Below are 21,196 nucleotides of genomic sequence, written 5' to 3' on the forward strand. Positions count from 1 at the left end.
GTTTGGCAACACGAAGCAGCGTGTCCAGGCGCAGGATGATTAATTCAGTGAATGCTTATATGCCTGTTTCCATGGCCTGTGCTTGAAAATTCCTGGCTTGGCCGAGGTCGTGCATGGGCTTCGACCCCATGTGGATCCGGTGGGAATGATTTTTCTCATTGTGAATCAATGGGTTGCGTGCTTGGCATGGTTTGTGTATCTAGGTGGTTTGGTCCTGACGGAATGGGTCGGATCAGAAAATCGACAACTTGGAGGAGATCAAAACCATGCCTGAGCACCTGGGGCTTTATCCCCATTGGTATGTGCCAGCGATCGGCTCCGCCTGGGTGATGGGCATCATCGGCACGATCCATGTGCTGGCGTCCCACACCTCGGTCGGGGCATCCTGGCTGTTCGCCTTGCTCGAAACCAAGGCGGTGCGAGAGAACAAGCCGGAGCTGATGGAGTACATCAAAAAGTACGGCATGTTCCTGCTCGTGTTTTCCTACATCATCGGCTCCATCACCGGTCCGGGTATTTGGTACTCGGTGACGGTAGCCAGCCCACGCGGGATCAGTGGCCTGATCCACAACTTTGTGTGGGTGTGGGCCACGGAGTGGGTGTTCTTCTTTGTCGAGGTCATCGGCGTTTACGCCCTCGTGTACCTGCTCGGCAAGATCGACCCGAGGACGCATCTGAAGCTGACCTGGTCCTTTGCCGTTGCGTCCTGGGCGACGATGATCCTGATCGTGCCCATCCTCAGCTTCATGATGTGGCCGGGGAACGAGCGCTGGTACGAAACCGGTTCAACCTTCGACGCAGCCTTCAACCTGAACTACTTCGCCCACCTCGGTGTGCGCACGGCCTTCATGTTCGCCATCGCCGGGGCGGTCGGCGGGATCCTCGCGGCCACGATGAAGAACCGTGAGGTGCGTATCGAAATCACTCGCTTCCTGTCGAAAATGGGGCTGGCCGGGTTGTTCCTGGGGGTGGTGATGTGGCTGTGGTACCTGCAGACCCTCCCGGAGAACGCACGCATCGTCATGGAAACCCAGATGGCGCCGAAATACGGGCCGTTCCTGGCTGCCGTGCTGCTCGGCACCTTGCTGTATTTCCTGTGGACGGCTTGGAAGCCACTCCAACTGCGTCAGGGGGTGGCGGTCGCCATGACGGTCGTGATCGCCCTGTTCGGCTTGTGGCCTGAGGAGCGCTCGCGCGAGTCCCTGCGCAAACCCTACGTGGCCGGGCAGTACATCTATTCCAACCAGCTCTTTGCGCGTGATGTGCCGGGCAAAGGTGTCACCTCCGACCTCCCGATGATCGAGGCGAAAGGGGTGCTTCAAACCCATATGTTCGTGCCGGCCGATCTGCGCACGGTCACTCCTGAGAACAAGGTCCGTGCAGGCGAGTTCCTCACCAAGACTCTCTGCACCAACTGCCACAGCATCGAGCCCGATGCCAAGCTGCGCGCCCTGCCTGCCCGCTTCGGCTTCTCGGACGATCCGGTTATGGTCAAGGCCTATCTTGATGGTGCGCTGTACCACGGTACGGTGCCCTACATGCCGCGTCTGCCGCTGCCCGAGGCCGAACGTGAGGCCATGGCGGCCTACATCGCCTCGCTCTCCAAAGGGGCCGCGCCCATGCTCGCCGCCCATGACGCCCTGCAACAAGGAGCACACTGATGGATGCCGCTACGACCGCAGCCATGCTGCACGCACTGCGCGATCCGACGGGCGTGCCGTCGCATCCGCTGATCTTCCAGGTGCTGATGGTATTCACCTGGATTCCGCACATCCTGTTTGTCAACCTCACTCTGGGCTCCGCGCTGATGGCCTTGTACGCCTTCATGCGCCGCAATGAGCCCCACTGGCAGCGTCTGTCCGAGGCCATGACCAAGGTTGCCAAGGTAGGCGTCTCCCTGCTGGTGGTGCTGGGCGTTGCACCCTTGCTGTTTACTCAGACCATCTACGACCCGCAGTGGTACGCCTCCAATGTCCTGTCGGCCGCCTGGGTGATTGGCTTTATCTTCACCCTGACTGTGGGGTACCTCGCCTGGTTCACCTTCTACTTCAAGAACCACGGTGAACATGCCCCCGCCTGGGCGGGGTGGCTGGGGGCCTTCGGCCTGGCCATGTTCCTGCTGGATGGTTTCATCATGCATGTCCTCTCCTACCAGGGGTTGCTGCCCGACCAGTGGTTCAACTGGTACGTGCCGCACGGACAGGTCGACATGTCGGGTACGGTGATCCACGCCTGGCAGGCGCCGCGTTTCGGCTTCTACCTGGCCATGAGCGCGACCCTGTTCGGCATTTTCCTGATGGCCTACGCAGACTACTTCCGTTCCCGCCCGGATCGTCCGGCCGACTACCTGGCCTTCGCCCGCCGCATGGGGGCACGTATTGCCGTCGTCGGCGCGGGGGCGCAGCTTGTCCTGCTGCTCTGGTGGCTGCTGGATGTGCCATCCCATCTCGGCATGTGGGCTCATCCGATGAGCTGGGCCCTGATGGCCTTCATCGCGGTCTTGGCTGCGGCCGTGTGGCTGGCGCGCACCGGTGAGCCCGGGGCGGGCTACCGGTTGATGGCCATGGGGGTGGGGATGGCGGCGTTGGTGGCCATCTTCCGCGAGGCGCTGCGCATGGCCTATCTCCAGCCCTTCGCCTACAGCGCCATTGAGTACAAGGTGCTGTGGGATGTGCCCCCCTTCGTCATGTTCTTGCTCACCCTCGTCGGTGTGGGGGGGCTGATGGGGGGCTTCATCATCACTGCGGCTTACAAGTCCGGGCGGGTGCAGGGCATGTACGAGGCGGATGCAACCCTGCGGCGTCTGGCCGTCGGGTCACTGACATCCACCATCGTCTGGGTTGCCGCCTTCATTGGCACGGGCATCTGGATCTGGCTGCGCAATCACTGAAAACCACACGAGGATCCCATAATGAAACGATGGATCATCATCTCCACCATGCTGATGGTGCCTGCTATGCATACGCTGGCCGCTGATGTAGCGGCAGGGGAAAAGAAGGCTGCGGTATGTTTTGCCTGTCACGGCAAGGACGGACATGCTTCGATGAAGAACTATCCCAATCTTGCAGGACAGAACCGTGAATATCTCGTCATCGCCTTGAGGGGCTATCGTGACGGCACGCGCACCGATCCGGTCATGGTGCCCATGGCCAAGGCGCTTACGGATACGGACATGGAGAACATTGCGGCTTATTTTGCGCGCTTTAAGTGACCATCGCGCACTTTCTGATGTGGAAGCCCAGCCTAGTGCTGGGCTTCTTTCTTTCAGCTTCCGCCCTGCCAGAATGTTGAAAAAGGGCTTCCTGCCCTTTTTCAACTCGCCTCGTCGCAGCACATGTCCGCGACGGGGTCCGAAGATCAATCACTTAGCGTGATTGATCTTCGCGCAAGCCTTCCATGGCTTGCTAGCGGCGGCGGGCAAAGAAACACAAATCGGTTGTTTGTACCCGTGCACGATGGTGATTGGCGGTAACATCGGCATATATCCGAAGTGAGGCGCTCCTATGGATTTTGAAATCGACCACCGCAGCACCCGGCGCGAGTTCCTGCACGGCGAGCTGCACCGCCGCGATTTGTTGCCCGAGCCGCACGCCATGCTGGCGTGTTGGCTGAAGGATGCCGAGGCGGCTGGCAATTTCGATCCCACCGCCATGGCCCTCGCCACGGCTACACCGGACGGCCGGCCATCGTTGCGCTGGGTCTTGCTCAAGCACTTTGATGCCCGCGGGCTGTGCTTCTACACCGACCGGCGCAGCCGGAAGGGCGGGGAGCTTGCCGCCAACCCGCGGGCCTCGGTTGCCTTCTACTGGCCGGAGAACGACCGCCAGGTGCGGGTCGAAGGAAGGGTCGAGCTGCTGGGCGACGAGGCGGACGAGGCCTACTTCAATCAGCGCCCGCCCGGCAGCCGTCTCGCTGCTGCCGCCTCGCACCAGAGCCAGCCGATCGAGAGTCGCGCTGTGCTGGAGGCGCGCATTGAGGCGCTGAAGCGGGAATACCCTGCGGGCGATGTGCCGCGCAACCCCGACTGGGGGGGCTTCCGTCTGGTGCCGGAGGTGTACGAATTCTGGCAGGGGCGGGAGAGCCGCCTGCATGACCGCTTCACCTACACCCGTACTGCGGATGGCTGGGCCATCCAGCGCCTGATGCCGTGAGCATGGTCATCCCGGAGTGGCTCATGAACCCCGACCGCATCCAGCTCGAACCCTCATGGAAGGCTGCCCTGGCGGACGAGTTCGCGCAGGATTACATGACCGACCTGCGCGCCTTCCTGCTCGCCGAGCTGAAGGCTGGCAAGCGCATTCACCCGAATCCGGACGAGTGGTTCAATGCCTTCAACCACACCCCCTTGGATAAGGTGCGCGTGGTGATCCTCGGGCAGGATCCCTACCCCACGCCGGGGCATGCGCATGGCCTGTGCTTCTCGGTCCGGCCTGAGGTCCGGCCGCTGCCCAAGTCGCTGCAAAACATTTTCAAGGAGCTGGAGGATGACCTGGGGATTCGCAATACCTGTGGCAGTCTGATTCCCTGGGCTGACCAGGGTGTGCTGTTGCTCAATGCCGTGCTCACGGTGGAGAGCGGCAGGTCCGCGAGCCATCACGGCAAGGGCTGGGAGCGCTTCACCGACCGTGCCGTGCAGGTGCTCAACGGCCAGGAGCGGCCGCTGGCTTTCGTCCTCTGGGGGCGCCCAGCGCAGCAGAAGGGGGCGCACATCGACCGCTCGCGCCATCGGGTGCTCGAGGCCCCGCACCCCTCGCCCCTGTCCGTTCATCGCGGCTTCTTCGGCAGTCGGCCTTTTTCCAAGATCAACGCCTTCCTTGAGGGGCAGGGGCAAGCGCCGATTGACTGGCGGACTTGAGCATTCGCCCGTATGAGCACCCACTAAAATTCTGTTGCAACCAAGATTTACCTAGGTATATTTCGCATGTCGTCATCACCCGAACAACATATCGCCTCCCTGGCCGAGGCCTTCGCTGCGCCGCTGGTGCTGCAGCTCGGCGGCGGTGAGGTCTCCGCCCGTCGTCTGGCGCTGCTTTCCGCGGTGGCCGAGGCCGGTTCGATCAGCGGTGCGGCGCGCAAGGTCGGCATGACCTACAAGGCCGCCTGGGATGCGATCGAGGCGATGAACAACCTCGCCGGACAGCCACTGGTGCAGAGCCAGCACGGTGGCAAGCACGGTGGAGGGGCGCGCCTGACGCCCTTGGGCGAGCGCATCCTGGCGACCCAGCGGCGTCTCGAGCGCGCCCTTGGGGCGGTGCTCGAACAGTTCCGGGGGGAGGACGGCGGACTGGAAACCATGGGCGAGAGCCTGTCGATGCTAAGGAGCCTGTACATGAAGACCAGCGCACGCAACGCACTGCGTGGCACCGTCGAGGAGGTCCGCCACGGGGCAGTGAACAGCGAGGTCACGCTCCGTCTGCAGGGCGAGGATTGCCTGCATGTCATTGTCACCAAGGAATCGGCGCAAGCCCTGGGGCTTGGGCCTGGCAAGGCGGCTACCGCCATCATCAAGGCGTCCTGGGTGATCCTGGCGGCGGCCGATGAGGGGGTGCGCGTCTCCGCCCGTAACCGCCTCTGCGGCACCGTCAAACGGGTGCAGGAGGGCGCGGTGAATGCGGAGGTGGTGTTGGAGCTGCCGGGGGGGAACACGCTGGCCGCCATCATCACCGAGGCCAGTCTCGAGGATCTCGGTTTCAAGGTCGGCGATCGTGCCTGTGCCCTGATCAAGGCCAGCCACATCATCCTGGCCGTGGACGATTAACCCTTCAAAACGAGTTCAAAACCATGCGTATGCTCAAAACCCTGGCCCTGGTTGCAGGGCTTGGTCTCTCCTCCCTTGCCATGGCCGACGAGGCCAAGATCGCCGCCGCCGCCGACCTCAAATTCGCCTTCGATGAGCTGAAGGTGCTGTTTGAGAAAAAACATCCCGAGCACAAGCTCGAGATGATCATGGGCAGCTCAGGCAAGTTCAAACACCAGATCGAAAACGGCGCACCGTTTGACGTCTATTTCTCGGCGGATGTCGAATTCCCGAAGGCCCTGGTGGAGAGCGGCCATGCCGTGGCCCCCGTCACGACCTACGCCTTCGGCCGCGTGGTGCTGTGGAGCGCGAAGCATGACGCCACCAAGTTGACCCTGGAGGATCTGCCCAAGGATACCTTCCGCAAGGTCGCCATCGCGGCCCCGGATCACGCACCCTATGGTCTGCGCGCCAAGGAGGCCCTGCAGCATGCCAAGGTTTGGGACAAGGTCGAGGGCAAGATGGTGTACGGCGAGAACATCGCCCATACCGCCCAGCTGATCGAAACCCAGGCGGCGGACATCGGCATCATTGCCCTCTCGCTTGCGGTCAACGACAAGCTCAAGAGCAAGGGGGGGTATTACCTCATCCCGGATAACTTCCACGAGCCGCTGGAGCAGGCCTACGCCGTGACCAAGCACGGCGAGAACAACAAGGCCGCGCACGCCTTCGCCGAGTTCATGCGCACCGAGGATGCACGCAAGGTCATGCGCCATTACGGCTTCCTGCTGCCGGGCGAGAAGGTGGAGTAAGTCATGCTGGGACTGACCCCGGGTGAATGGCAGGCGATCGGGCTGACGGCCAAGCTCGCCGGCCTGACGACGGTCATCCTCCTGCTGCTGTCCGCCCCCCTGGCGTGGTGGATGGCGCATACGCAGAGCCGGATGGGCAATGTGGTGGCGGCCCTGGTGTCGCTGCCCTTGGTGTTGCCGCCCACGGTGATCGGCTTCTACCTGCTCATCGTCCTCGGCCCGCAAGGCTTCGTGGGCGGCTCGCTGGAGAAGCTCGGGCTGCATCATCTGGCCTTCAGTTTCTGGGGCATCCTGATCGGTTCGGTCATCTACTCCCTGCCCTTCGCGGTGCAGCCCCTGCGCGACGCCTTTGCCGCCATTGGCAGCCGCTATCTGGATGCAGCCTCCACTCTTCGCGCCTCCGCGCTGGATCGGTTCTTCACCGTGGTGATGCCTCTGGCGCGCAGCGGCATCCTCACCGCCGTAGTCATCACCTTCGCCCATACCGTGGGGGAGTTCGGCGTGATTGCCATGCTCGGCGGCAGCATCGCCGGGGAGACCCGGGTGGTGTCGATCGCCATCTATGACCATACGCAGGCGATGGAATATGAGCAGGCGCACCGCTTGTCCGCCATCCTGCTCGGCTTTTCCTTCCTGACCCTGTTCTTGTTCTATGCCATCAATCAGCGGGTCTTAAGCCCGCTCAAGCCAAACTGATCACGCCATGCTCAAGGGAAACCTCACGCTCCGGCAGGGCAGCTTCTTGCTCGAATCGGGCCCGTTCGAGATCGAAACAGCGGGCATCACCGCGCTGTTCGGGCGCTCAGGCTCGGGCAAGAGCACGCTGTTGCGTGCCATCACCGGGCTTGATCGGCACACGCGCGGCACGCTTTCATTCAACGGTGAGCGTTGGCAGGATGGTGCGTGGCAGTTGCCCACGCCCAAGCGCGACATCGGCTTTGTGTTCCAGGACGCCGCGCTGTTTCCGCACCTGACGGTGCGCGGCAATCTCGAATACGCCCTCAAGCGAGTGCCCAAATCGCCCTTCTCCCTTGAGGGGAGAGGGGCAGGGGGAGAGGGTGAGAAACGTCCGCTCCTGACCTCCTTGCACGAGGTGGCCGAGCGGGTGGGGATTGCCCACAAGCTTGATCAGTCGGTCACCACCCTCTCGGGGGGGGAGCGCCAGCGGGTGGCCATCGCCCGCGCCCTGCTCGCCAAGCCGCGCCTGATGTGCATGGACGAACCTCTCTCCGCCCTCGACTGGCGCGCCAAGGCCGAGCTGTTGCCACTGATCGATGAGCTTGCGCATGAGACCGGCATCCCCGTGCTCTTCATCACCCATGCCCCCATCGAGGTGGAGCGGTTGGCTTCACGGGTGGTGTTCATGGCCCAGGGGCACATCGAGCGTATCGAAACCCTCCGCGAGGCGCTCGCCCGCCCCGATTCGCCGCTGTTCGACGAGGAAGGGCCGGTCTCCGTGCTGGAAGGATGCATGGGCGAGGTCAATCAGGATGGCCTGACCCCCTTTGGTCATGAGCATTGGCATGTCTTTCTGGCCGACCCTGCGGCACGGCATAGCTCGGCCACCCGCCTGCGCATCCTGGCGCGGGATGTCTCCCTGGCACTCGAGGATCCGCAAGGTCTGAGCATCCTCAACCATCTGCCGATGACCATCGAACGGGTGGATGAGGCTCATGATGGCCGTGTCACCGTCGCAGGGCGCCTGCGCGATGGGCAGATGCTCTTGGCGGAGATCACCGCGGTGTCCGCGCGCCGCATGAAGCTGACCGTCGGGCAGCCCGTGTATGCCTTGATCAAGTCCGTGGCGTTGATGGAGTGAGCGCGCAACGCCATGGCCTTGGACTGGCCTCGGGTGGGCTGATCGGCGCGCTCGGTGGCTTGGTCGGGCTCGGTGGAGCCGAGTTCCGTCTCCCTCTGCTCAAGGGCATGTTCCGCCTGGCGACCCTGGAGGCGGTCATCTTCAACAAGGCGATGAGCCTCCTGGTGGTGGCCACCGCCTTGCTGGCGCGCTCAGGAAGCATTCCGTGGGCCGAGGTGGGGGGGCATGGCACGATCATCCTCAACCTGCTCGCGGGCAGCCTGTTTGGCGCCTGGTTCGCGGCAGGGCGTGCCATCCGCCTGCCCGAGAAGGTGCTCAATACCATCATCATGCTGCTGCTGGTGGGGCTGGCGATCCTGCTGATCGTTGAGCACCTCCATCCGCTGACCCCCGTGGGGCAGGCGTTGCTGACCAACCCCTGGGCGCAGGCGGCGCTGGGCGTGGGGGCGGGCTTCTTCATTGGCGTGGTTGCGGCCTTGCTCGGGGTGGCAGGGGGCGAGTTATTGATCCCCACCATCGTCCTGCTGTGGGGTGTGGATATCAAACTCGCAGGCAGTCTGAGTCTTGCCGTAAGTTTGCCGACCATGATCGTCGGCTTCATGCGCTACCGCGAGGCCGCGGCGTTTGGGGTCCTCGGTCGCGAGCGGGGGCTGTTTTTGTTCATGGCCTTGGGCTCCATGCTCGGAGCCACGCTCGGCGGATGGTCGCTGGGCTGGGTGCCCACGGACTGGCTCGTGCTGGGGCTGGCGGTGATTTTGCTGGTGTCGGCGGTCAAGGTGTTCAAGCACTGATCCCAGCCAGATGGCGGGATGTCCTGGAGGATAGGCTCGCTTGGCTGAAAGCGCCGCATCCCACGGATGCGGCACGGATTGGCATGAGGGCGCTGACCAACCTTACTTGGTGGTGACGGGGGGATTGTTGACCGGTGAATCCGGGTCGAGCAGGAAGGCCACCACGTCGGCCACTTGCTCCGGGGTGATCAGGTGTTTCGGCCCGCCGTAGCGTGGCATCAGTGAGCAGGGGTTGGTGGCCTTGCTGTTGTAGACCTTGTCATAGGTGTATTTCACCATGGCGTCGGTCTTCGGGCGGAGCTTGCCGTAGTTGGTCAAAGGCGGTCCCATGTTGCCGGCCTGCGGGAAGTTCGGGTCGATGGCGTGGCAGGCATAGCAGTTGGCGCCGTTGGGGTGCTTGGGGTTGTCGGCGTCGGCGAAGCCGGGGTAGCCGATGCGTCCGCCGTGAGCGTCCTCCACCACGATCTTCCCTTTCTTCCAGTCGCCGTAGAGTTTGCCGTCCTTGGGGTAAACGATGGTCTTCTGTTCGCGCTCAAGAATGGCCTTGGTTTGCTCGGCACTGGGGCGGTTCTTGGTGGCGTTGCAGACCTCCAGGGTTTCGTCCCGCAAGCGGTCGAACTCCTTCGGGTCATTGAGGTAGAAACTGCGTTTGGCGGCCTCGAGGAATTCCTTTTCGCTGATCTTGTCACCCCAGTCGGGCGTGGGGTCGGCGTGGGCCGTGCCAGCCATGGCCAGCGCAAGGGCAAGGGTCAGGTAGTGTTTCTTGTTCATGCGTGTCTCCATGCGTGACGTGTTCGATCAGGCGCGGGGCTTGATGCCCGGAACCTGGATCTTCTCCTCGCTCTGGCTGGCGAAGTTGAGCATGTAGAGGGTCAGGGCGGCGTCGATCTCCGAGCCGGTCTTCAGCCACGGCAGGCGCATGGCCAGCACGCAGCGCTCGTTGCGCCACCACTGGCCGCGCACGTTGGAGTCCTTGAGCACGTAGGCCGGGAAGGCGGTCATCACCTTGCCGGCCGTCTTGATGTCGGTCATGTCAGGCAGGTCGACGCCACGCAGCTGCTTCCCTTGGGTGTTGGCATGACAGTCGGCGCACGCGAGGTCCATGGCCCCTTGCCGGCGCCAGAACATCTTCTTGCCGAGCTCCAGGGCGTGCTGTTCCTGGGCGTTGCGCGGCTTGACGTCAAACTTCATGCCATTTGACTGCGCGGCGATGTAGGTGGCGATCTTGGTCAAATCGTCCGGCCGGCTGTCCTCCTCGGCCGCATTGAGGTAGGTCATCTTCACCGCTTCCTCGGGCTTGATGCCTTGCAGCTTTTCCATGCAGGTCAAAATGCGTCCCTCAAGCGTTTCGACTTTGTTGGTGTCTTTGAAATAGCGCGGAAGTTGGGCGTAGGCACCCTTCAATACGCCGGGCCCCAGGCCAAAGTCGCATTGCTCCAGACTGGCCTTCTTGGGGCCGCGCTTTTCGAAAAACAGCTTTTTGCCGTCATCGATCCAGAATTCGCCGGGGTTGTCACCCGCCAGTGCGTCTCGGTAGGCCGCGAATTTGTCGTCGCTGGCCAAGACCTGGGTTGCGGCGAGCGCACCGGCGAACAGCGAGATGCCAAGGGCCAGGCGCTTGGTTGTTGTTTTCATGAGGCTCCTCCTGGGGGAACTTAGAAAGCCTTTTGCTCGGCTTCGACGTAGGCGATGCTGGTGAACTTGCCGATGCTCTCGTTGAAGCCGACCGTATCGTTGGCGTACTTCTTCACATGCGGATCGGCGAGCACCATGGCCTTGGCCTCTTCGATGTCCTTGCCGCTTTGCACCGCCTTGAGGGCGTTTTCATAGATCCCTCCGAGCAGTTCACGGTTTTTGACCAGCAGGTTGCGGTCGGGCTTGCCGTGGGCGGGCACCCAGAGGCTGCCGACGGCGTTCTTCTCCAAGCCGTCATAGACCTTGAAGGTGCCGGTGAAGGAGCCGTCCTCCATATTGGCGATGCGCTTGTCCATGGCGACATCGCCCACGTGAACGGTCTTGTCGCCGACGATTTCGACCATGATGTCCACCGGGGTGTGGGCCTGGCCGTAGTGGTGAACACGCAAGGTCACGCCGCCAAAGTTGAGTTCCTGGCCATGCTGGACGGGGTGGTCCGGTGGGGTGATGCGGGTGCCTTCGATCATGCCTTCGGTGGCGCCCATCATCTGCTGGAGCCATTGCGGTCCCGTGGCGGTCTTGATCGATGCGATGCAGTTCGGGTGGGCGTAGATCGGGGCCTCTGGGAAGGCCGTCTTGAAGGCGTCGTTGCCCAGCCAGTGGTCGCCGTGGAAATGGGTGTTGAAGACGGCGAGCACGGGCTTGTCGGTCATCTTACGGATGGCGCGGATGGCCATTTCGCCGATCTGTACCGAGGTGCCGCTGTCGATCACCACCACGCCCTTGGGGGTCATGACGAAGCTGACGTTGGCGAAAAAGCCCTGGTTTTCCTTGTTGGGGAAACCGCCCCGGGCATAGAGCACGTAGAGGTGCTCGCTCACCTGGACGGGCTTCTGGTCAGGGACGGCGGGGCCACGATCGGCGGCCAGGGCCGAGAGCGGGGTCAAGGCAGGCAGGACGGCGGCGCCTGCCGCGAGGCCGAACAGGCGACGCATGAGGTCGCGGCGGACGGCATCCACCAGTTCCTGTTGGCGAAGGTCATCGTTCATCGACAAATCTCCGTGTGGCTCGAAAAAAAGGCTGCCGTGCAGGCGGCAGCCCAAGATCCCCGGATGCAGTATCCGGGGTGGAGGACCACGCCTGGCGAGGTGCTGTGCGACACATCGCCGGGCGTTTTCGCAGGTCAGGACGACCTGATGCGGGGGGCAGGAGCGGAAGCCTCCCGCATTCCGTCCGGAGACGCGTCCCCGGACGACCGAAAAGGGCATGTCCCTATGCGTTGTTTAACGCCCTGGCCTCATGCCTCAGGCGTCCCTTGGTGGTTGGGTGGGAAGGGAGATAGCAAACGCCGTGCCCGTTATGTTTTTCGGGATATAACGATGGTGGTTGGTTTTTTATGTTTTTGAATATTCTGAATTTTTGTGGGGAAGGTCTCGCCGGCGGAAGGGCTCAGGTAGCCGTCTGAACGCGATGCCTTATTGCAAAATGCAAGGGTGCTTGCGAAATGCAAGGAGGTGGGGGATCAGGTTTCGCGGGCGCTCTTCAGCTTGCGCCAGAGGGTTGAAGGGTCGATGCCGAGGCGTTCGGCAGCGAGGGTGCGGTTGCCGTTGCAGGCGGCGAGGGTTTTGCGGATCCACGCGCGTTCCACGTCGTGCAACGTCGCGGAGGAGGGCAACTCGATGGCGGTGGAGGTGTCGGCGCGGCGCTGCAGCGGGGGGTGAATGATCTCCGCCGGCAGGTCGCACAGTTCGATGCGTTCGCCGCGCGCCAGCACCAGCGCCCGCTGGATGATGTTTTCCAGTTCGCGTACGTTGCCGGGCCAGGGGTAGCGCTGCAGGGCTTCGAGCACGCCCGGTCCGCAGGCATGCACCTCCTTGCCGAGCGCAGGGGCCAGCCGGGTGAGGATGTGGGCGCCCAGCGCGGGGATGTCCTCCACCCGCTCGCGCAGCGGGGGCACATCGATGGGAAAGACATTCAGGCGGTAGAACAGGTCCTCCCGGAACGTACCGGCCTCGACCAGCGGTCTGAGGGGCTGGTTGCTGGCCGTGACGAGGCGCACGTCCACCTCGATGTCGCTCACGCCGCCCACGCGCATGAAGCGTTTTTCCTGGATGAAATGCAAGAGCCGCACCTGGACCTCGGGGGGCGCGCTGTTGATCTCGTCGAGAAAGAGTGTTCCGCGATGCGCGGCCTCCAGCAGGCCGATGCGCCTGCTCTGGGCGCCGGTGAAGGCCCCTTTCTCGTGACCGAATAGTTCGCTCTCGATCAAGGTCGGGGCGAGGGCGCCGCAGTTGATGGCCAGGAAGGGGCCATCGCTGCGTGGGCTGAGCGCATGAAGGTGGCGGGCGAGTACGCCTTTGCCGGTGCCCGTTTCGCCGGTGAGCAGGACGGGCAGGGGGGTGGGCGCAACGCGTTGGAGGAGGGCCATGGTCTGCCTCATGGCCAGGCTGAGGGCAATCGGTTCCTTGGGGGAGAGATGCTCGTCGTTGCTTCCTTGAGACAGGCGGCGGCGATGCAGGGCCTGTTCGGCTGCGCGCGCGAGCACCTGGCGCATCTCGTCAGGATTGGAGGGGTGCAGGAGCACATCGTAAACCCCCTGGCGAAAGGCCTCGGCGACCGCGGCCCCTTCCTCGCATCGGACCACGGCGATCGTGACCGCCCTGGCCTGGCGTGCGCGCAGACCTGCCTGCATCTCGGGGGGATAGATGTTTGGCAGGGGGTGCTCAATCAGGAGGATGTCGTCCATGGCCGGCTCAAGCCATGCCGTGTCCAATGCCTCAGGCGCATGGAAACAGGTGACGTTGGCGAATTCGGCCAGGATGGGGCGCAGCCGGAGAGCGGTTTCATGCCGGGCCACGAGGCAGGCAGAGAGGTGGGAGCGGGACATGGATTCGACGATGCTGCAAACTCGATATGTCCGATAGGATATAACGCTGAGCGGTGCTCGTGGATTGGGTCGCACCTGCACGTGGGGTTGGTCGTCGTGCGGTGGGCAAAAATGGTGCCCCATTTTGGTGCTTATGCTCCAAGATGGAGCGACCCCGGACTCAGGAGAGGTGAGAGGGTGGCATGAGTGAGCGCTTGGTGCATGGCATGCTTCATGCTTCAATTGCGAGCAGCGCCCGCAAGGGTAAACTTGGTTAGGTTTTCTACTTCTCTCGGCCACTCTGGAGGCAGATCCTCATGACCCCCGCTGACGTCATCAAGATGATGCAGGAACACGGCGTCAAGTTCGTTGACTTCCGTTTCACCGATACCCGTGGCAAGCAGCAGCATGTCACTTATCCCGCCTCCCGCGTCGACGAGGAAGCCTTCGAGAACGGCGTGATGTTCGACGGTTCGTCCATTGCCGGTTGGAAAGGCATCCAGGCCTCCGACATGATCCTCATGCCGGACCCGGCCACCGCGGTCATGGACCCGTTCTCCGAGGAGCCGACCCTGATCGTCGTCTGCGACGTCATCGAGCCGGACACCATGCAGGGCTACTCGCGTGACCCGCGCTCCATCGCCAAGCGCGCTGAGGCCTACCTCAAGAGCACCGGCGTTGCCGACACCGCCTTCTTCGGTCCGGAAAACGAATTCTTCATCTTCGACGACATCCGCTGGGCCCAGGACATGTCCGGCTGCTTCGTCAAGATCGACTCCTCCGAGGCCGCCTGGAACACCGGCAAGGAGTACCCGGACGGCAACATGGGCCATCGCCCGGGCGTCAAGGGCGGCTATTTCCCCGTCCCGCCGGTCGACCAGCTGCACGACATCCGTCAGGCCATGTGCCTAGTGCTGGAGGACATGGGCCTGAAGGTCGAGGTGCACCACCACGAAGTGGCCACCGCGGGTCAGTGCGAGATCGGCGTGGCTTTCAACACCCTGGTGCGCAAGGCCGACGAGGTTCAGACCCTCAAGTACGTGATCCAGAACGTGGCCCACACCTACGGCAAGACCGTGACCTTCATGCCCAAGCCGATGGTGGGCGACAACGGTTCCGGCATGCACGTGCACATGTCCCTGTCCAAGGACGGTAAGAACACCTTCAACGGCGACGGCTACGCTGGCCTGTCCGAGACCGCGCTGTACTACATCGGCGGCATCATCAAGCACACCCATGCCCTGAACGCCTTCTGCAACCCGTCCACCAATAGCTACAAGCGCCTGGTGCCGCACTTCGAGGCCCCGGTGAAGCTGGCCTACTCTGCCCGCAACCGCTCCGCCTCCATCCGCATCCCGTTCGTGTCGAGCCCGAAGGCCCGCCGCATCGAGGTGCGTTATCCGGACTCCACTGCCAACCCGTACCTCGCCTTCGCCGCCCTGCTGATGGCGGGCCTGGATGGCATCAAGAACAAGATCCACCCGGGCGAGGCCGCCACCAAGAACCTGTACGACCTGCCGCCCGAGGAGGAGAAGGCCATCCCGGAAGTCGCCTTCTCCCTGGAGCAGGCCCTGGAGGCCCTGGATAAGGACCGCGAGTTCCTCAAGCAGGGTGGCGTGTTCACCGATGAGCTGATCGACGCCTACATCGAGCTCAAGCAGGCCGAGGTCCAGCGCGTGCGCATGGTGCCGCACCCGGTCGAATTCGACCTGTACTACAGCCTGTAAGGCTTGCCCGACGGGCACCTCAAGGCCCCGCCCCGCGCGGGGCTTTTTCTTTCCTGCGGCATGGCCTAATGTAAGGTTTATGCGCACCTTCATCCTGTTGGCCCTTGCCCTTTCCATCCTCACCGCCCAGGCGGCCGAGGTGTACCGTTATGTCGATGAGAAGGGCAACACCGTGTTCACCGATCAGCCGCGCGCGGGTGCGCAGCGCATGGTGGTCGAGCCTGCCCCGGCGACCAGCGTGGTGGTGCCGGTCCTGCCCGCTGCTCCCCAGGCCCCGGCCAAGGCGCCCAGTAAACCCGGCACCGAAGCCTTCGCAGGGTATCTTGATCTGCGCATCACCCAACCCGCGCCCAACGAGGCCCTGGTCAACACCGGAGGTGATGTGGACGTGAGTCTCAATCTCCACCCCCCTCTGCGCGCCGATTTGGGGCACGGCCTGACCGTGCTGCTGGACGGCGCGCCGGTGGCGCAGAACAGCACCCGGATGAACCTCGTGCTCAATAACGTGGATCGCGGTGACCATGTGCTCGAGGCCTACGTCCAGGATGGAGCGGGAGCCGTGCTGATCCAGTCCGCTCCCGTGCGCTTCACCCTGCAGCGGCCGAGCCTGTTGCAGCCGGGACGCCAGGCGCCGGGGGCTCCGCTCAGTCCTATCCCGCCGCCGGTGCCGCAGCTTCGCCCCGCGCCCTGAGGGGGGTAGGGCCGCGCCCGCGTAGGAGCGACGCCCTCGTCGCGATGGGAGGCATCGGCCCGCGGGCGGGCCTCCTACAACCTAAGCCTTGACGGTGCGACGGGCCCTCTCGCCTAAAAACAGGGGCTGGCCTGACTCTTGCTTCGCTCTGGACATGAATCAGACTCCCGAATGCGCCCTCCTCGCGCGCCTGCTCGAACACCAGACGGTGGCCCTGCTTTGGCTGGATGCCGGCTTGCAGGTCGTCTACCTCAACCCTTCCGCCGAGAATCTGCTCGGGTTGAGTCTGCGTCAGGCCCGGGGCTTGCCGGTGCGCTCCATCCTGCCGGGTGAGGCGAGCCTGCCGGAGGTGCTGCGCCAGTCGTTCGAGAGCGGCCATCCCTGCACCTTCCGCGAGATGCCCCTGCACGCCGCGGGGCGTGACGTGATGGTCGACTGCGCGATCAGTCCGCTGATCGATCCGGATCTGGGCGAGGGGGTGCTGGTGGAGATGATGGACGTCGAGCGCCATCTGCGCATTGCCCGGGAGGAGCAGTTGCTGGCGCAGCAGCAGGCCACCCGTAGCCTGCTGCGCGGGCTGGCGCACGAGATCAAGAATCCGCTCGGTGGCTTGCGCGGCGCGGCGCAATTGCTGCATGGCGAACTCAAGCAGATGGAGCTGCGCGAGTACACCGCAGTGATCATGCGCGAGGCGGACCGCCTGCGCGCGCTGGTCGACCGCATGATCGGCCCGCGCGTGCTGCCGAAGAAACGGATGCTCAACCTCCATGAGCCGCTCGAGCACGTGCGGCGGCTGGTGAGCATGGAGATGCAGGATGGCCGCGTGCGCCTGGTCACCGACTACGACCCAAGCATCCCCGAACTGTACGCCGACCCCGATCTTTTGATCCAGGCCGTGCTCAACATCGTGCGCAATGCCATGCAGGCCCTGGCCGGTCAGGCCGATGCCCGCATCGTCATCCGCACCCGCGTGCTGCGTCAGTTCACCCTGGGCAATACCCGTCACCGGCTGGTGGCGCGCATCGACATCGAGGACAACGGTCCCGGCATTCCGCCGTCCCTGCAGGATACCCTGTTCCTGCCCATGGTCAGCGGCCGGCCGGGCGGGACCGGGCTTGGGCTTGCGATCAGCCAGTCGCTGATCGCCCAGCACGGCGGTCTGATCGAGTTCGCCAGCCACCCCGGCCGCACCCTGTTCTCCATCCTCCTGCCCATCGAACCATCCGCTTTGGAGAGTGCTCCATGAACAACGACGAAGGGATGGGCGTCAGCCCGCATCGCGATCCCCGAAGGGTGGAATCCAGGGAAGGATTCCGCAACGCCGCGCAAGAGGTCTGGATCGTTGACGATGATCCCTCCATCCGCTGGGTGCTCGAACGGGCGATGAGCAAGGTCGGCTGGCCGTCGCGCCTGTTCGAGTCGGGCGAGGAGGTGCTCGCGAGCCTGCGCCGCGAGCAGCCCGGGGTGCTGGTGAGCGACATCCGCATGCCGGGGATCGATGGCCTGGCGCTCATGCGTGAGGTGCGCGAGCGTTACCCGAGGCTTCCGGTCATCATCATGACCGCACACTCGGACCTCGATGCCGCAGTGAGTGCCTTCGAGAGCGGCGCGTTCGACTACCTGCCCAAGCCCTTCGACATCGACGAGGCGCTGACCCTTGTGCGTCGCGCATTGGACAGCCGTGCCGAGAGCGGCGGGGCGGGGGAGGTGGAGGCCGAGGAGCCGACCGGGATCATCGGCCAGTCGCCGGCCATGCAGGAGGTCTTCCGCGCCATCGGTCGCCTCTCGCGCTCCAGCATCACCGTGCTCATCACCGGTGAATCCGGCACCGGCAAGGAGCGGGTTGCGCAGGCCCTGCACCGGCACAGCCCCCGTGCCAACGGCCCGTTCATCGCCCTCAATACCGCCGCCATCCCCAAGGATCTACTCGAATCGGAGCTGTTCGGCCACGAACGTGGCGCGTTCACCGGCGCCCAGGCCCAGCGCCGCGGGCGCTTCGAACAGGCCGATGGCGGCACCCTGTTCCTCGACGAGATCGGCGATATGCCCTTCGACCTGCAGACCCGTCTCTTGCGCGTGCTGCAGGAGGGCGAGTTCTACCGCGTCGGCGGCCATACCCCGGTCAAGGTGGACGTGCGCATCATCGCCGCGACCCACCAGGACCTTGCCGCCCGCGTGCGCGACGGCCTGTTCCGCGAGGACCTGATGCACCGCCTCAACGTCATCCGCCTGGCCCTGCCGGCCCTGCGAGAGCGGCGCGAGGACATCCCTCTGCTGCTTGAGCACTTCCTCAAGCGGGCGGCGCGGGAGCTGGGCGAGCCGCCCAAGATGCTCACCCCGGAGGTGCTGGCCCTGCTCAAGGCCTACGACTGGCCCGGCAATGTGCGCCAGCTGGAGAACACCTGCCGCTGGCTGACCGTCATGGCCAGCGGGCGCGAGGTGTTGCCCTCCGACCTGCCGCCGGAAATCCTGCGCACGGGCGGGCAGCCGCCGGCCGTGGCAGGCGCAGCCCGGACCGTCCTGTCCGCACAGGTCCCGGAGGAGTGGCCCGCCTTGCTGCGTCGCTGGGCCGATGCCCGCCTCGCGTCCGGCCAGCGTGACCTGCTTGACGAGGCGCTGCCGATGTTCGAGCGGGTGATGATCGAGTCCGCCCTGGCCCAGACCCACGGCCTCAAGCAGGACGCCGCGATGCTCCTGGGGTGGGGGCGCAACACCCTGGCGCGGAAGATGAAGGAACTGGGGATGGAGTGAGGCTTGCAAGCCTGCCTGGGGAAGATGAATATCACCGCATCCAACCTGTGGTGACCCCGCCATGCCCACATTACGCCCCGTCCTCCTTGGCGCTCTGGCATTGCCGATTTTGAGCGGCTGCCTTGGCGGCGATTTCCCCTCCATGGCCACGCCGCCGGAGTCTGTCGCGGTGCATCCGCAGGCAACGGAGCAGTTCATGCTCAAGTTCAAAGATGGCCGTGACGAGGGCGCGGTGCGCGCGAGCCTCGCCAGGCTCTCGCAGGCAGCGGGGCTGGAGCTGGTCTACCTGCGCCCCATGGCCGGTCAGGCCCATGTCCTGCGTTTCCCCGCCGCAGCCACACCGGCGCAGGTCGAGGAGGCGCTGCGCGCCCTGCAGGCCTTGCCGGAGGTCGAATACGCCGAGTTGGATCAAAGGGTGACGCGCCCATGAAGACGTATCCGCTCACCCTCGCCCTGCTCGCTGCCGGAGTGGGCCCCCTTGCCCAAGCCGCCGCCCCCATGGCCGAGGCGATGGTCACCCAGCTGATCGTCCAGCCCGCGAGCTTCCATGCGGCGCACGCCGCGCGCCTGGATGCCGCAGGGCTAGCCCCCTTCATCCAGGCAGCCGGGGTGGTCATGGAGCATGCGCGTCCCCTGCCCGGGCAGGCGCAGGTGCTGAGGTTGCCTTACCCCATGCGTCCGGATGAGGCGCGGAGCCTGGCCGCGCGGCTGGTCGAGTCCGGCGTGGCGCGCATGGCGGAGCCGGATGTGCGCGTCTACCCGAGCCTGGTGCCCAATGACCCTCTGTTCCCCCGGCAATGGCATCTTGCTCCGCTTCGGACGGGGCGTCCGTATGGTCAGAACATATACAGCCTGAATTTGCCTATCGCTTGGGACAGGACGACCGGAGAGAGACGCACAGCCGTAGCGATCATTGATACTGGATTGGTCCCGCACTCGGATATCGGGGGCGGCGGACGTATTCTGCCGGGTTATGACTTCATCGCCGACCCGTTCAATGCCAATGACGGCGACGGGCGAGATGCGGATCCGACCGATCCGGGGGACTGGATCTCGGCCGATGACCGCAAGCTTCATCCCGAATGCGAGCTGTCGGACAGCTCCTGGCATGGCACCCATATCGCTGGCATCATCGGGGCATCGACCAACAATGCCTTGGGTGTAGCAGGCATCGACTGGAGTGCCAGGCTGTTGCCGGTGCGTGTGCTGGGCAAGTGTGGTGGCCTGCTGTCCGACATCATCGATGGCATCTACTGGGCGGCCGGCCTGCCTGTCGCCAATGTGCCCGCCAACACCAATGCCGCGCGCGTGCTTAACCTGAGCCTGAGCGGGAGCGGCGTATGCCCGCAAAGTCTGCAAAATGCACTTACTGCCGTCCAAGCCACGGGTAGCGTCGTGGTCGCAGCGGCCAGCAACAATGGCGGGAGCGCGGCTGGCTACTTTCCCGGCAATTGCAGCGGCGTGATCACCGTTGCCGCAACGGACAGCCAAGGTCAGCGTGCCAGTTACAGCAGCGCCGGCAACGTCGTCAGTCTAAGCGCGCCAGGCGGAGACAAGGAGGTGGACAGCGGTATCCTCTCCACTTACAACAGCGGCAAGACTCATCCTGCAGGGGAGATCTACGAGCCCTTGTATGGCACGAGCATGGCCGCTGCGCAGGTTTCGGGGGGTGTTGCCCTCATGCTTGCCGTCAATCCTGACCTGAGGGTTGAGCAGATTCTGACGGCCCTACGCGCCACGGCCACGCCCTTCCCGCAATATGGCACCAGCAAGGACTGCTCCATCGCGACCTGCGGTGCAGGCATCGTGCGGGCGGACTGGGCCTTGCTGGCCGCGCAGGGCGTGGATTTCGTGCCCGACTCGTTCAGCATTCCGCCCCGGAGCGATGTCCCCTTGGCAACCGCCGTCACCTCCGAGCCCATCGTCATCCGCGGCCTGGGGCATGCCACCCCCATCAGCGTCCAGAATGGCGAATACAGCCTGGGCTGCACGCAGAGCTTCACCCGCAACCCTGGGGAGGTGAGCGACGGGCAGAGTGTATGCGTGCGCCATACCTCGGCCGTGGCGTACAGCACCTCGGTGACAAGCACCCTGACGGTGGGCGGGGTGAGCGCCGGCTTTACCAGCACCACCCAGGCCGCTCCAGCACCGACCTCTGGCGGAGGCGGGGCGCTCGGGGCTTGGGCGCTGCTGGGGCTGGCGGGCTTGGCTCTTGGGCGGCGCATGCGCGCGGACAGCTGGCAGGGGGGCGTAGGAGGCCCGCCCTCCAGGCTGTGTCAAAAGCCTTTGACACAGCCTGGATTGGCGAGCCATGGATGGCTCGCGCGTGAATCAATCACGATAAGTGATTGATTCACGGAGCCCGTC

At 64.3% G+C, this 21,196-nt stretch carries 20 protein-coding genes; 16 read left to right on the forward strand and 4 right to left on the reverse strand.

The features are described 5' to 3' along the window. The first annotated feature begins 266 nt into the window (after positions 1-266). The 10 genes from V6D91_RS05985 (at position 267) to V6D91_RS06030 (ending at position 9,159) form a co-directional block, all read left to right on the forward strand. Entirely contained in the window at positions 267-1,661 is a 1,395-nt protein-coding gene (locus V6D91_RS05985; protein WP_347318677.1) for a cytochrome ubiquinol oxidase subunit I, read from the forward strand. Further along, a complete protein-coding gene (locus tag V6D91_RS05990) occupies positions 1,661-2,890 on the forward strand; it encodes a hypothetical protein (RefSeq protein WP_347318679.1) in 1,230 nt (409 codons plus the stop codon). The genes V6D91_RS05985 and V6D91_RS05990 overlap by 1 nt, the downstream gene beginning before the upstream one ends. Before the next feature lie 21 nt (positions 2,891-2,911). After that, positions 2,912-3,211, forward strand: a complete 300-nt coding sequence (locus tag V6D91_RS05995) for a cytochrome c (RefSeq protein ID WP_347318681.1) — start codon at positions 2,912-2,914, stop codon at positions 3,209-3,211. A gap of 292 nt (positions 3,212-3,503) precedes the next feature. Further along, complete coding sequence (gene pdxH / locus V6D91_RS06000) at positions 3,504-4,151, forward strand: pyridoxamine 5'-phosphate oxidase (RefSeq protein WP_347318682.1); 648 nt, start codon at positions 3,504-3,506, stop codon at positions 4,149-4,151. A 23-nt stretch (positions 4,152-4,174) separates the two neighbouring features. Continuing rightward, complete coding sequence (gene ung / locus V6D91_RS06005) at positions 4,175-4,855, forward strand: uracil-DNA glycosylase (RefSeq protein WP_347318684.1); 681 nt, start codon at positions 4,175-4,177, stop codon at positions 4,853-4,855. 66 nt (positions 4,856-4,921) lie between these two features. Next, complete coding sequence (locus V6D91_RS06010) at positions 4,922-5,758, forward strand: TOBE domain-containing protein (protein ID WP_347318686.1); 837 nt, start codon at positions 4,922-4,924, stop codon at positions 5,756-5,758. 23 nt (positions 5,759-5,781) lie between these two features. Next, complete coding sequence (modA, locus tag V6D91_RS06015) at positions 5,782-6,549, forward strand: molybdate ABC transporter substrate-binding protein (protein WP_347318688.1); 768 nt, start codon at positions 5,782-5,784, stop codon at positions 6,547-6,549. A gap of 3 nt (positions 6,550-6,552) precedes the next feature. Further along, positions 6,553-7,245, forward strand: a complete 693-nt coding sequence (modB, locus tag V6D91_RS06020) for a molybdate ABC transporter permease subunit (RefSeq protein ID WP_347318690.1) — start codon at positions 6,553-6,555, stop codon at positions 7,243-7,245. A 7-nt stretch (positions 7,246-7,252) separates the two neighbouring features. Next, entirely contained in the window at positions 7,253-8,368 is a 1,116-nt protein-coding gene (modC, locus tag V6D91_RS06025; RefSeq protein WP_347318692.1) for a molybdenum ABC transporter ATP-binding protein, read from the forward strand. Next, entirely contained in the window at positions 8,365-9,159 is a 795-nt protein-coding gene (locus V6D91_RS06030) for a sulfite exporter TauE/SafE family protein (RefSeq protein ID WP_347318694.1), read from the forward strand. Before modC ends, V6D91_RS06030 begins: the two co-directional genes overlap by 4 nt. Before the next feature lie 102 nt (positions 9,160-9,261). On the opposite strand, the gene soxX is transcribed toward V6D91_RS06030, so the two are convergent. From soxX to V6D91_RS06050, 4 genes are all read right to left on the reverse strand, one after another. Beyond that, positions 9,262-9,930: a sulfur oxidation c-type cytochrome SoxX gene (gene soxX, locus V6D91_RS06035; RefSeq protein ID WP_347318696.1), complete on the reverse strand. Its 669-nt coding sequence runs from the start codon at positions 9,928-9,930 to the stop codon at positions 9,262-9,264. Between the two features lie 27 nt (positions 9,931-9,957). Beyond that, positions 9,958-10,794 (reverse strand): sulfur oxidation c-type cytochrome SoxA, encoded by an 837-nt coding sequence (gene soxA, locus V6D91_RS06040; protein WP_347318698.1) that lies wholly within the window; start codon positions 10,792-10,794, stop codon positions 9,958-9,960. Between the two features lie 20 nt (positions 10,795-10,814). Continuing rightward, on the reverse strand, positions 10,815-11,843 hold the full coding sequence (locus V6D91_RS06045; RefSeq protein WP_347318700.1) for an MBL fold metallo-hydrolase: 1,029 nt from the start codon (positions 11,841-11,843) through the stop codon (positions 10,815-10,817). Between the two features lie 473 nt (positions 11,844-12,316). Continuing rightward, the gene (locus V6D91_RS06050) at positions 12,317-13,681 is read right to left on the reverse strand and encodes a sigma-54 dependent transcriptional regulator (protein WP_347318702.1); all 1,365 of its coding nucleotides are present in this window, start codon (positions 13,679-13,681) and stop codon (positions 12,317-12,319) included. Positions 13,682-13,977: 296 nt separating this feature from the next. On the opposite strand from V6D91_RS06050, the gene glnA reads away from it, so the two are divergent. The 6 genes from glnA (at position 13,978) to V6D91_RS06080 (ending at position 21,181) form a co-directional block, all read left to right on the forward strand. After that, entirely contained in the window at positions 13,978-15,387 is a 1,410-nt protein-coding gene (gene glnA, locus V6D91_RS06055) for a glutamate--ammonia ligase (protein ID WP_347318704.1), read from the forward strand. Between the two features lie 79 nt (positions 15,388-15,466). Further along, a complete protein-coding gene (locus V6D91_RS06060; RefSeq protein ID WP_347318706.1) occupies positions 15,467-16,078 on the forward strand; it encodes a DUF4124 domain-containing protein in 612 nt (203 codons plus the stop codon). Positions 16,079-16,232: 154 nt separating this feature from the next. Then, positions 16,233-17,324, forward strand: coding sequence for a nitrogen regulation protein NR(II) (gene glnL, locus V6D91_RS06065; protein WP_347318708.1), 1,092 nt, complete (start codon positions 16,233-16,235; stop codon positions 17,322-17,324). 14 nt (positions 17,325-17,338) lie between these two features. Continuing rightward, entirely contained in the window at positions 17,339-18,829 is a 1,491-nt protein-coding gene (gene glnG, locus V6D91_RS06070; protein WP_347318934.1) for a nitrogen regulation protein NR(I), read from the forward strand. Positions 18,830-19,025: 196 nt separating this feature from the next. Further along, the gene (locus tag V6D91_RS06075; protein ID WP_347318710.1) at positions 19,026-19,259 is read left to right on the forward strand and encodes a hypothetical protein; all 234 of its coding nucleotides are present in this window, start codon (positions 19,026-19,028) and stop codon (positions 19,257-19,259) included. Then, entirely contained in the window at positions 19,256-21,181 is a 1,926-nt protein-coding gene (locus V6D91_RS06080; RefSeq protein WP_347318712.1) for a S8 family peptidase, read from the forward strand. Before V6D91_RS06075 ends, V6D91_RS06080 begins: the two co-directional genes overlap by 4 nt. The last annotated feature ends 15 nt before the right edge of the window (positions 21,182-21,196 follow it).

The sequence above is a fragment of the Thiofaba sp. EF100 genome (genome assembly GCF_039822285.1).
Taxonomy (GTDB): Bacteria; Pseudomonadota; Gammaproteobacteria; order Halothiobacillales; family Halothiobacillaceae; genus Thiofaba.